At 73.4% G+C, this 10,888-nt stretch carries 9 protein-coding genes; 7 read left to right on the forward strand and 2 right to left on the reverse strand.

The genetic code is table 11. The annotated features are described in order from the left end of the window. A partial coding sequence (infB, locus tag CBZ_RS08285; RefSeq protein ID WP_130781100.1) for a translation initiation factor IF-2 occupies positions 1–2,509 on the forward strand: 2,509 nt, incomplete at its 5' end. Between the two features lie 74 nt (positions 2,510–2,583). Next, a complete protein-coding gene (gene rbfA / locus CBZ_RS08290) occupies positions 2,584–3,030 on the forward strand; it encodes a 30S ribosome-binding factor RbfA (protein WP_130781101.1) in 447 nt (148 codons plus the stop codon). Between the two features lie 76 nt (positions 3,031–3,106). Here the strand turns inward: rbfA and CBZ_RS08295 are convergent, their stop codons facing one another. Beyond that, positions 3,107–4,564 carry an MFS transporter gene (locus tag CBZ_RS08295; RefSeq protein ID WP_246013170.1) on the reverse strand — a complete coding sequence of 486 codons (1,458 nt, stop codon included), beginning with the start codon at positions 4,562–4,564 and terminating at the stop codon, positions 3,107–3,109. 77 nt (positions 4,565–4,641) lie between these two features. Between CBZ_RS08295 and CBZ_RS08300 the strand changes: the two genes are divergently transcribed. Beyond that, a complete protein-coding gene (locus tag CBZ_RS08300; RefSeq protein WP_246013172.1) occupies positions 4,642–5,217 on the forward strand; it encodes a TetR/AcrR family transcriptional regulator in 576 nt (191 codons plus the stop codon). After that, positions 5,214–6,167 carry a tRNA pseudouridine(55) synthase TruB gene (gene truB / locus CBZ_RS08305; protein WP_130781103.1) on the forward strand — a complete coding sequence of 318 codons (954 nt, stop codon included), beginning with the start codon at positions 5,214–5,216 and terminating at the stop codon, positions 6,165–6,167. The genes CBZ_RS08300 and truB overlap by 4 nt, the downstream gene beginning before the upstream one ends. On the opposite strand, the gene CBZ_RS08310 is transcribed toward truB, so the two are convergent. Next, the gene (locus CBZ_RS08310; RefSeq protein ID WP_130781104.1) at positions 6,164–6,781 is read right to left on the reverse strand and encodes an NUDIX hydrolase; all 618 of its coding nucleotides are present in this window, start codon (positions 6,779–6,781) and stop codon (positions 6,164–6,166) included. The two genes, truB and CBZ_RS08310, sit on opposite strands and share 4 nt — an antisense overlap. Before the next feature lie 62 nt (positions 6,782–6,843). On the opposite strand from CBZ_RS08310, the gene CBZ_RS08315 reads away from it, so the two are divergent. The 3 genes from CBZ_RS08315 to CBZ_RS08325 all read left to right on the forward strand — a co-directional run bounded on the left by CBZ_RS08315 (position 6,844) and on the right by CBZ_RS08325 (position 10,775). Continuing rightward, positions 6,844–7,884 carry a bifunctional riboflavin kinase/FAD synthetase gene (locus CBZ_RS08315; protein WP_130781105.1) on the forward strand — a complete coding sequence of 347 codons (1,041 nt, stop codon included), beginning with the start codon at positions 6,844–6,846 and terminating at the stop codon, positions 7,882–7,884. Positions 7,885–8,000: 116 nt separating this feature from the next. After that, positions 8,001–8,270, forward strand: a complete 270-nt coding sequence (rpsO, locus tag CBZ_RS08320) for a 30S ribosomal protein S15 (RefSeq protein ID WP_130781106.1) — start codon at positions 8,001–8,003, stop codon at positions 8,268–8,270. 273 nt (positions 8,271–8,543) lie between these two features. Next, positions 8,544–10,775 (forward strand): polyribonucleotide nucleotidyltransferase, encoded by a 2,232-nt coding sequence (locus tag CBZ_RS08325; protein ID WP_130781107.1) that lies wholly within the window; start codon positions 8,544–8,546, stop codon positions 10,773–10,775. Positions 10,776–10,888: the final 113 nt, after the last annotated feature.

Raw genomic sequence — 10,888 nt, forward strand, 5'->3', positions numbered from 1 at the left:
GGCGACCCCCGCGGCGCGTCCGGCCCCCGGCCAGGCCCGTCCCGGCGCTCAGGCGCCGTCCGCCGCTCCCGGCGGTCGTCCCGCCGCGCCGCGTCCGGCCGCTCGTCCGGGCAACAACCCGTTCGCGCCGTCGCAGGGCATGCCCCGCCAGGGCGAGCGTCCCGGCCAGGGCGAGCGTCCCGGCCAGGGCGGTCAGCGCCCCGGTGGCCCGCGTCCGGGCAACAACCCGTTCGCGCCGTCCCAGGGGATGCCCCGTCCGGGCGACCGTCGTCCCGAGGCCCCCGCGGCCGCGGCGGGCGACCGCCCCGGCGGCCCCCGTCCGGGCGGTCCTCGCCCGGGTGGTCCGCGCCCCAACCCCGGCATGATGCCGGGCCGCACGTCCAGCGGTGTCGGTCGTCCCGGTGAGCGTCCGGCCGGTGCCGGTCGTCCCGGCGGCGGTGGCGGCGGCGGTCGTGGCGGCTTCGGCGGTCGTCCCGGCGGCGGTGGCGGTGCTCCCGGTGCCGGTGGCGGCGGCGGCTTCGCCGGCCGTCCCGGTGGCGGCGGTGGTCGTCCCGGTGGTGCCGGTCGCGGCTCGACCCAGGGCGCGTTCGGTCGTGCCGGCGGTCGTCCGGTCCGCGGGCGGAAGTCGAAGCGCGCGAAGCGCCAGGAGTTCGAGGCCATGCAGGCCCCGTCGCTCGGTGGCGTCAGCGTCCCGCGCGGCAACGGCAAGACGGTCATCCGTCTGCGCCACGGCTCGTCGCTGAACGACTTCGCCGACAAGATCGACGCCAACCCGGCGGCGCTCGTCACGGTGCTGTTCCACCTCGGTGAGATGGCGACCGCGACGCAGTCGCTCGACGAGGACACCTTCGGCACGCTGGCCCAGGAGCTGGGCTACGTCATCGAGATGGTGTCGGCCGAGGAGGAGGACCGCGAGCTGCTCGGGGCCTTCGACATCGACCTGGACGCCGAGCTCGAGGCCGAGGGCGACGACGACCTGCAGGCGCGCCCGCCGGTCGTGACCGTCATGGGTCACGTCGACCACGGCAAGACCAAGCTCCTCGACGCCATCCGGTCCACGGACGTCGTCGCGGGCGAGGCCGGCGGCATCACCCAGCACATCGGTGCCTACCAGGTCACCAAGGAGCACGAGGGCAACGAGCGGGCCATCACGTTCATCGACACCCCGGGTCACGAGGCGTTCACCGCCATGCGTGCCCGTGGTGCGCAGGTCACGGACATCGCGATCCTCGTGGTCGCGGCCGACGACGGCGTGATGCCCCAGACGATCGAGGCGCTCAACCACGCCCAGGCGGCCAACGTGCCGATCGTGGTCGCGGTCAACAAGGTGGACAAGGAGGGGGCCAACCCCGCCAAGATCCGCCAGCAGCTCACCGAGTACAACCTGGTGGCCGAGGAGTACGGCGGCGACACGATGTTCGTCGACGTGTCCGCGAAGCAGAACATGGGCATCGACCAGCTCCTCGAGGCCGTCCTGCTGACGGCCGACGCGGCGCTCGACCTGCGGGCCAACCCCGACAAGGACGCGCGCGGCGTCGCCATCGAGGCGAACCTCGACAAGGGCCGCGGTGCCGTCGCGACGGTGCTGGTCCAGTCCGGCACGCTGCGCGTCGGCGACGCGATCGTCGCGGGCACGGCCCACGGCCGCGTCCGGGCGATGTTCGACGAGCACGGCAACACCGTCGTCGAGGCGGGCCCGGCCCGTCCGGTCCAGGTCCTCGGCCTGGCGTCGGTGCCGAGCGCCGGTGACACGCTGCTCGTCGCTCCGGAGGAGCGCACGGCACGTCAGATCGCCGAGAAGCGCGAGGCCGCCGAGCGCGCCGCCCTCCTGGCCAAGCGCCGCAAGCGCATCAGCCTCGAGGACTTCACGCAGGCGCTCGCACAGGGCAAGGTCGAGACCCTCAACCTCGTCCTCAAGGGCGACGTGTCGGGTGCCGTCGAGGCGCTCGAGGACGCGCTGCTCAAGATCGACGTCGGCGAGGAGGTCGACCTGCGCGTCATCCACCGCGGTGTGGGTGCCATCACGCAGAACGACGTCAACCTGGCGACGGTCGACAACGCGATCATCATCGGCTTCAACGTGAAGTTCGCGGAGCGCGTCGAGGACCTGGCCGACCGCGAGGGCGTCGACGTGCGCTTCTACTCGGTCATCTACCAGGCGATCGACGACGTCGAGGCGGCCCTCAAGGGCATGCTCAAGCCGGAGTACGAGGAGGTGCAGCTCGGCTCCGCGGAGATCCGCGAGGTCTTCCGCTCCTCCAAGTTCGGCAACATCGCCGGTTCCATCGTGCGCTCCGGCCTCATCCGCCGGAACACGAAGGCCCGCGTGCTGCGCGGCGGCAAGGTCGTCGGGGACAACCTCACGATCGAGTCGCTCAAGCGGTTCAAGGACGACGCCACCGAGGTCCGCGAGGGCTTCGAGTGCGGTATCGGTCTCGGGTCGTTCAACGACCTGCAGGTCGAGGACGTCATCGAGACGTGGGAGATGCGCGAGAAGCCGCGCGCCTGATCCTTCGTCGAGCCCTCCGTTCGTTTCCTTGCGAGGCTTCTCGCTGGAAGTCTGAGAGAGAAGGGACGTGTCGCATGGCTGACACCGCTCGTGCCAGGAAGCTGGCGGAACGGATCCAGCAGGTCGTCGCGCAGATGCTCGACACGCGCATCAAGGACCCGCGGCTCGGGTTCGTCACCGTCACCGACGTGCGCGTGACGGGCGACCTGCAGCACGCGGACGTGTTCTACACGGTCTACGGCGACGACGAGGCCCGCACCGAGAGCGCGAAGGCGCTCGAGAGCGCCAAGGGCATCATCCGCTCGGAGGTCGGCAAGCAGACCGGCATCCGGCTCACGCCGACGCTCGCGTTCCACCTGGACGCGGTGCCCGACACGGCCGCGCACCTGGACGCCGCGCTCATCGAGGCGCAGCGTCGTGACGCGGAGGTGGCGGCATTGGCAGCCGCGGCGTCGTACGCGGGGGAGTCGGACCCGTACCGTCGTCCCGCCGAGGACGACGAGGGCGACGCCCAGGCCTGACCCACGCACGCACGCACGAGCCCCGCACCGGAAGACCGGTGCGGGGGTCGTCGCGTCGGCGGTGTCGTCAGGGTCGTCAGTGCACGGCGACGGCCTGCCCGCGGCCGGTGCTGCGCGGCATCAGCAGCGCGAGCCCCGCCCCGACCGCGACGACTGCGGCGGCGGTGAGCATGGCCGGCTGCAGCCCGGCGGTGTAGCCCGCAGGGGTGAGGTCGCCGTCGGCGGCCTGGAAGACGGCGACGAGGACGGCCACGCCGAGCGCGCCGCCGAGCTCGCGGACGGTGGCGTTGACCGAGCTGGCCGTGCCGTGGTCGTCCGCGCCCATGTCGGCGAGGACGGCCGTCGCGCTGGGCGCGAACGTCAGGCCCATGCCGATGCCGGCGAGCGCGAGGCCGGGCACGAGGTCGGTGTAGACGACGTCGCCGCCGACGAGCAGGCCCTGCCAGGCGAGCCCGGCGGCCTGCAGGGCGAGGCCCGCGGTGAGCAGGGGGCGCACGCCGAGGCGCGGGGCGAGCATCCCGGCGACCGGGGCGACGAGCATGGGTGCCGCGGTCCAGGGCAGCGTCCGCAGGCCCGCCTCGAGCGGCGAGTAGCCGAGGCCGACCTGGAGGTACTGCGACAGCAGGAACACGATGCCGAAGACGCCGACGGAGAACAGCAGGGCGGTCGCGTTCGCGACGCTGAACGAGCGGACGCGGAACAGGCGCAGCGGGACGAGCGGGTGGTCGGTGCGCTGCTCGCGGAGCAGGAACGCGCCGAGCAGGGCGACGCCGAGCAGGAGGCCGCCGACGACGCGCGCGGAGCCCCAGCCGTCGTCGTTGCCGCGCACGATCGCCCAGACGGTCGACAGCACACCGGTGCCGGCCAGGAGCAGGCCGAGCGTGTCGAGGGGCTGGCGGCGACCGTGCGACTCGGGCAGGGCCCGGCGGACGAGCGGGATCGCGACGATCGCGACGGGCACGTTGATCCAGAAGATCGCCTGCCAGGCGATGCCGTCGACGACGGCGCCGCCGATGACGGGGCCGAGGGCGACGCCCAGGCCGGACACCGCGCCCCAGATGCCGATCGCCATGGCCCGGCGTGCGGCGGGCACCGAGCCGGCGAGCAGGGTGAGGGACAGCGGCATGATCGCGGCCGCGCCGACGCCCTGGACGGCGCGCGCGGCGATGAGGGTGCCGGCGGTCGTGGCGAGGGCGGACGCGATCGAGGCGAGCGCGAACACCGCGATGCCGGCGACGAAGACGCGGCGTCGGCCGAGCCGGTCGCCCAGGGTCGCGGCGGCGATCATCAGGCTCGCGAACGACAGCGTGTAGGCGTTGACCATCCACTGGAGCTGCTCGATCGAGGCGCCGAGCTCGACCTGCAGGACGGGCAGGGCGGTGGTCATGACGAGGTTGTCGAGCGTCGCCATGAACATCGGCAGGGACGCGGCGACGAGCGCGACGCCCACGGGGACGGCCCGGTGCGGGCGGCGGACGGCGGGGGACGGGCTGTCGGCGCCGGTCCGGGGTGGTGCGGAGGCGGTGACGGTCACGACGGCTCCTCGGCTTGTTGGCATTGAGTGATTACTAACAAGCGACGAACGTAGGCATCGGCTGATAACCTGTCAAGGTGCCGTCCACCACCGACCAGCTCAGCGCTCCGCAGCGCATGACCGGCGCCGAGCGGCGCGAGCAGATCCTCGCCGCCGCCCGCCGCGTCTTCGCCGAGGGCGGGTACGCCGCCAGCACCGACGAGGTCGCCCGCGCGGCCGGCGTCTCGCAGCCCTACGTCGTGCGCCTCTTCGGCTCCAAGCGCGAGCTCTTCCTCGCGGCGTACCAGCAGGCCAGCGACCAGGTCCTCGCGACGCTCAGCGCCGTCCCCGCAGGCGACGACGCCGGCAAGCGGATGGGGGACGGCTACGTCGGGCTGCTCGACGACCGCGACCTGCTGCGCCTGCTCATGCACGGCTTCATCGCCGGTGCCGACGACGCCGTCGGCCGCGTCGCCCGGCACACGCTCGGCGAGGCGTTCCGGCTGTTCCGCGAGCGCTCCGGCGGCACCGACGACGACGCGCGCCTGTTCGTCGCGCAGGGCATGCTCATCAACGTCCTGCTCGCCGTCGACGCCCACCGGCACGCCGGCGAGGACACCGGGATGGACGGCCTCGTCGCGTGCACCCTCGAGCACCTCACGCCGCTGTCGTGAGCCGCCCGACCCCCACCGGCCCGCGCCGCCCCACCGCCGCCGACGGGCTCGTCGTCGTCGACAAGCCCCAGGGCTGGACCAGCCACGACGTCGTCGCGCGCACCCGCCGCCTCGCCGCGACGCGCAAGGTCGGGCACGCCGGGACCCTCGACCCGATGGCCACCGGCGTCCTCGTGCTCGGGATCGGGCGCGCGACCAAGCTGCTCACGTACCTCGTCGGGGCCGACAAGGAGTACACCGCGACGATCCGCCTGGGCGTCGCCACCACGACCGACGACGCCGAGGGTGAGGTCGTCGCGACGGTCGATGCCACCGGTGTCGGCCAGGACTCCCTCGACGCGGCGGTCGGTGCCCTCACGGGCCCGATCCTGCAGGTCCCGAGCTCGGTCTCGGCGATCAAGGTCGCCGGCGAGCGGGCCTACGCCCGGGTGCGCGCGGGCGAGCAGGTCGAGCTGGCCGCCCGGCCCGCCATCGTCTCGCGGTTCGACGTGCACGCGCGGCGGCCCGGGGTTGCCGACGGCACCGGCGTGCTGGACCTCGACGTCACGGTCGTCGTCTCGTCCGGCACGTACGTGCGCGCGCTCGCGCGCGACCTCGGTGCGGCGCTGGGCGTCGGCGGCCACCTGACCGCGCTGCGCCGGACGCGGGTCGGCGGGTTCGGGCTCGACGTCGCACGGACGCTCGACGCGCTCGCCGCCGAGCCCGAGGACGCGCCGCTGCCCGTCCTGCCGCTCACCGACGCCGCACGCGCCGCGTTCGTCGTGCGCGAGCTCACCGAGCCCGAGGCGCGGGCGCTGTCCTACGGCCAGGGCATCGCGTGCGACGACGTCGCGGGCACCCCGTCCGCCCCGGTCGCCGCCGTGGCGCCGGACGGCACGCTCGTCGCGCTGCTCGCCGACCGCGACGGCAAGGCGCGGCCGGTCCTCGTCCTGGCCGCCGCGGGCTCCTAACGCCCCGCGAGCTCCGTGCCCTCGGCGCGGTCCGCGGTCTCCCGGGGGTCCGCGCGCCCCTCGGTCGTCGCGGGGTCCGCTCCCGGAGGGACGTCGAGCAGCACCCGCAGGAGCGCGGTGAGCGTCAGCCCGTCGACGACGGCGCCGCTCGTCACCAGCCGGCGCACCTCGTCCAGCGGCACCCACTCGACCCGCTCGGACTCCGACGGGTCGCTCGGGTCGCCGACGTGCTCGGCGCCGTCGGCGACGAACGCGTGGAAGACCAGGTCGGTCGACCCGTGCGCCGCCTCGTAGCGGACCAGCGGGCGGACCGGCCCCGGGCGCCAGCCGGTCTCCTCCAGCACCTCGCGCGCCGCGGCCTGAGCCGGGGTCTCGCCGGGGTCGACGCGCCCCGCCGGGACCTCCCAGCCCCACGAGTCCGTGATGAAGCGGTGCCGCCACAGCAGCAGCACGCCGCGCGCGGGGTCGAGGACCACGGTCGCGGCCGCCGGCGCGGGGTAGCGCACCACGTGGTGGTCGATCCGCCCGTGCCCCGGGACCTCGACGTCGACCGTCGTCAGGCGCACCCAGGGGCTGTCGTAGATCGTCGTCTCGCCGAACGTCTGCCACCGCACCCGGGCAGCATAGGCACCGTCCGAGGGGAGGGCGTGGCGGGGCCCGGTCGCCGGGCGGTGGCATGATCCTCCCTGTGCAGCGCTGGAACGACCTCACGGACGTCCCGTCCGGGTTCGGCCCGTCGGTCGTGACCATCGGCAACTTCGACGGTGTCCACCGCGGGCACGTCAGCGTCCTCACGCGCATGTGCGCGGACGCCCGGGCGGTCGGCGCCCGTGCCGTGGCGGTGACGTTCAGCCCGCACCCGCTGCAGGTCCACCGACCTGAGTCCGCGCCGCCGCTGCTCACGGGCGACGAGGACCGTCTGGAGCTGCTGGCCGAGACCGGGCTCGACGCGGTGCTGCTGCTGCCGTACTCGCTCGACTTCGCGCGGCAGACGCCCGAGGAGTTCGTGCAGCGGTACCTCGTCGACGGGCTGCACGCCCGGACGGTCGTGGTCGGCCGCGACGTGCGCTTCGGCTGGCAGAACTCGGGCGACCTCTCGACGATGGTCGCGCTCGGCGAGCGGCACGGCTTCGAGGTCGAGGTCATCGAGGACGTCGCGCCGACGCAGGCAGCCGACCCCGGCAGCGCCGAGGACCATGCGGCCGACCCGCTGCGCCGACGCTGGTCGTCGACGTGGACCCGCGAGCTGCTCGAGGCGGGCGACGTCGTGGGCGCCGCACGCGTGCTCGGCCGCCCGCACCGCGTCCGCGGCACGGTCGTGCACGGCGACGCGCGCGGCCGCGAGCTCGGCTTCCCGACGGCCAACCTGGGCGGCGACCTCGCGGGCATGGTGCCTGCCGACGGCGTCTACGCGGGGTGGCTGCGGCGCGTCCTGCGGGCCGACGGCACGCCCGTGGGCGCGGGGGAGCCCGACACGGTGCTGCCCGCCGCGGTGTCGATCGGCACCAACCCGACGTTCGACGGGGTCGAGCGACGCGTCGAGGCGTACGTGCTGGACCGCGACGACCTCGACCTGTACGACGAGCAGGTCGTCGTCGAGCTCGTCGAGCGGCTGCGGCCGACGCTGCGGTTCGACTCCGTGGACGCGCTGCTCGAGCGGATGCACGAGGACGTCGAGCGCGTCCGCGTGGTCCTCGCCGGGGCCACGACCGTCTGAGCGGGCCGCGGCGTACGGCCTGGTACGATGGACGACGCCGTCAGAACGGCCGCGGAACGAGAGAGCCCGGGTGGACATGCCCCGGAGCACCGCGCAACGAGACAACCTGGAGAACCGTGTCCCTGGACAGCGCCACCAAGCAGGCCATCATGACCGAGTACGCGACGCACGAGGGCGACACCGGTTCGCCGGAGGTGCAGATCGCCGTCCTGACCCAGCGGATCAAGGACCTGACGGAGCACCTCAAGGAGCACAAGCACGACCACCACAGCCGTCGTGGCCTGCTGCTGCTCGTCGGTCGTCGTCGCCGCCTGCTCGGCTACCTGCAGAAGGTCGACATCAACCGCTACCGCGCGATCATCGAGCGCCTCGGCCTGCGCCGTTGAGCCTCCGGACCAGCCCGGACCCGCGACAGGGTCCGGGCTGGTCCGATGTTCGCCCCGGCCGGCCCTGAACCGCGCCCGCCGGGCACGCACCACCTGACTCACCCGGTTCCGCCCCGCACCACCCGGCGGTACCACCCGCAGCACCTGCACCATCCACCGCGTCGGCCCGCTCGTCCGGTCCTCGGTAGTGGCCCCCGGAGCCCCAGGCTCCGAGGACCACGGTCGAAGACCGCCGCGGCCGGCCGGCGCCTTCGTAGAACGAGGAGGGCACCCGTGGAGGGTCCCGAGATCCAGTTCGCCGAGGCCGTCATCGACAACGGCCGCTTCGGCACCCGTACCGTCCGCTTCGAGACGGGCCGCCTGGCCAAGCAGGCCGCCGGCTCCGCCGCCGCCTACCTGGACGGCGACACGATGCTGCTGGCCGCCACGACGGCGGGCAAGCACCCCAAGGACCAGTTCGACTTCTTCCCGCTGACGATCGACGTCGAGGAGCGGCAGTACGCGGCCGGCAAGATCCCCGGCTCGTTCTTCCGTCGCGAGGGCCGTCCCTCGACCGAGGCGATCCTCGCCTGCCGTCTCGTCGACCGCCCGCTGCGCCCCCTGTTCGTCAAGGGCCTGCGCAACGAGGTCCAGGTCGTCATCACCGTCCTGGCGATCCACCCGGACGACTCGTACGACACGCTCGCGATCAACGCCGCGTCGATCTCGACGCAGCTCTCCGGCCTGCCCTTCTCGGGTCCGGTCGGCGGCGTGCGCATCGCGCTCGTCGACGGCCAGTGGGTCGCGTTCCCGCGCTACTCCGAGCGTGAGCGCGCGACGTTCGACATGGTCGTCGCCGGCCGTGTCGTGGGTGACGACGTCGCGATCGCGATGATCGAGGCGGAGGCGCCCGAGAAGTCGTGGAACCTCATCCAGGAGGGCGCGACCGCGCCCACCGAGGAGATCGTCGCGCAGGGCCTCGAGGCGTCGAAGCCGTTCATCAAGGTCCTCGTCCAGGCGCAGCAGGAGCTCGCCGCGAAGGCCGCCAAGGAGACCCAGGTCTTCCCGACGTTCCCGGACTACCAGGACGACACGTTCGCCGCCGTCGAGGCCGCGTCCGCCGGCCCGCTGGGCGAGGCGCTGTCCATCGCCGACAAGCAGACCCGTGAGAACCGCCTCGACGAGATCAAGGCCGAGGTCGTGGCCGGGCTCTCCGAGCAGTTCGCGGGTCGCGAGAAGGAGCTCTCCGCCGCCTACCGGTCGGTGCAGAAGAAGCTCATCCGCCAGCGCATCCTCACGGACGGCTTCCGCATCGACGGCCGTGGCCTGCGGGACATCCGCACGCTGTCGGCCGAGGTCGAGGTCCTGCCCCGCGTGCACGGCTCGGCGATCTTCGAGCGCGGCGAGACGCAGATCCTCGGCGTCACGACGCTCAACATGCTCCGCATGGAGCAGCAGCTCGACACGCTCTCCCCGGAGACGCGCAAGCGCTACATGCACAACTACAACTTCCCGCCGTACTCGACCGGTGAGACGGGCCGCGTCGGCTCGCCGAAGCGGCGCGAGATCGGCCACGGCGCGCTCGCCGAGCGGGCGCTCATGCCCGTGCTGCCGAGCCGCGAGGAGTTCCCCTACGCGATCCGCCAGGTGTCCGAGGCCCTCGGCTCCAACGGCTCGACGTCCATGGGCTCGGTCTGCGCGAGCACGCTGTCGCTGCTCAACGCCGGCGTGCCGCTGCGCGCACCCGTCGCGGGCATCGCGATGGGCCTCGTGTCCGACACGGTGGACGGTGAGACCCGCTACGCGGCGCTCACCGACATCCTCGGCGCCGAGGACGCGTTCGGCGACATGGACTTCAAGGTCGCCGGCACGCGCGAGTTCGTCACCGCGATCCAGCTCGACACCAAGCTCGACGGCATCCCCGCCTCGGTCCTCGGTGGCGCGCTGACGCAGGCCAAGGAGGCGCGTCTCGCGATCCTCGACGTCATCGCCGAGGCGATCGACGTCCCGGACGAGATGAGCCCGTTCGCGCCCCGCGTCATCACGGTGAAGGTCCCGGTCGACAAGATCGGCGAGGTCATCGGCCCGAAGGGCAAGATGATCAACCAGATCCAGGAGGAGACCGGCGCCGACATCTCGATCGAGGACGACGGCACGGTCTACATCGGCGCCACCGACGGTCCGTCGGCGGAGGCCGCGCGGGCGGCGATCAACGCGATCGCCAACCCGCACATGCCCGAGGTGGGCGAGCGCTTCGTCGGCACCGTCGTCAAGACGACGACGTTCGGCGCGTTCGTGTCGCTCTCGCCGGGCAAGGACGGTCTGCTGCACATCTCGCAGATCCGCAAGCTCGTGGGTGGCAAGCGCGTCGAGAACGTCGAGGACGTGCTGTCCGTGGGCCAGAAGGTCCAGGTCGAGATCGGCGAGATCGACCCCCGCGGCAAGCTCTCCCTGCACGCGGTCATCGAGGGTGACGGCGCGGACGAGGCGGCGGACACCGCCGCCTCCGAGCCTGCCGACGCCTGACGTGCCGCTGGACCTCCCGCTCGTCCGCCCGGGTCAGCCCGGGTCCGAGCAGTCCGTCGGGCAGGACGGCGACGCCCTCGTGCGTCGTTCCGTCCTGCCCGGCGGGGTCCGGG

Origin of the sequence: Cellulomonas biazotea (assembly GCF_004306155.1) — a bacterium.
GTDB lineage: Bacteria > Actinomycetota > Actinomycetes > Actinomycetales > Cellulomonadaceae > Cellulomonas > Cellulomonas biazotea.

What these genes read in the sequence shown, in the direction of transcription:
- rbfA (WP_130781101.1), top strand. Translation starts at nt 2,584, where the DNA reads ATGGCTGACACCGCTCGTGCCAGGAAGCTGGCGGAACGGATCCAGCAG.
- CBZ_RS08315 (WP_130781105.1), top strand. Translation starts at nt 6,844, where the DNA reads ATGATCCTCCCTGTGCAGCGCTGGAACGACCTCACGGACGTCCCGTCC.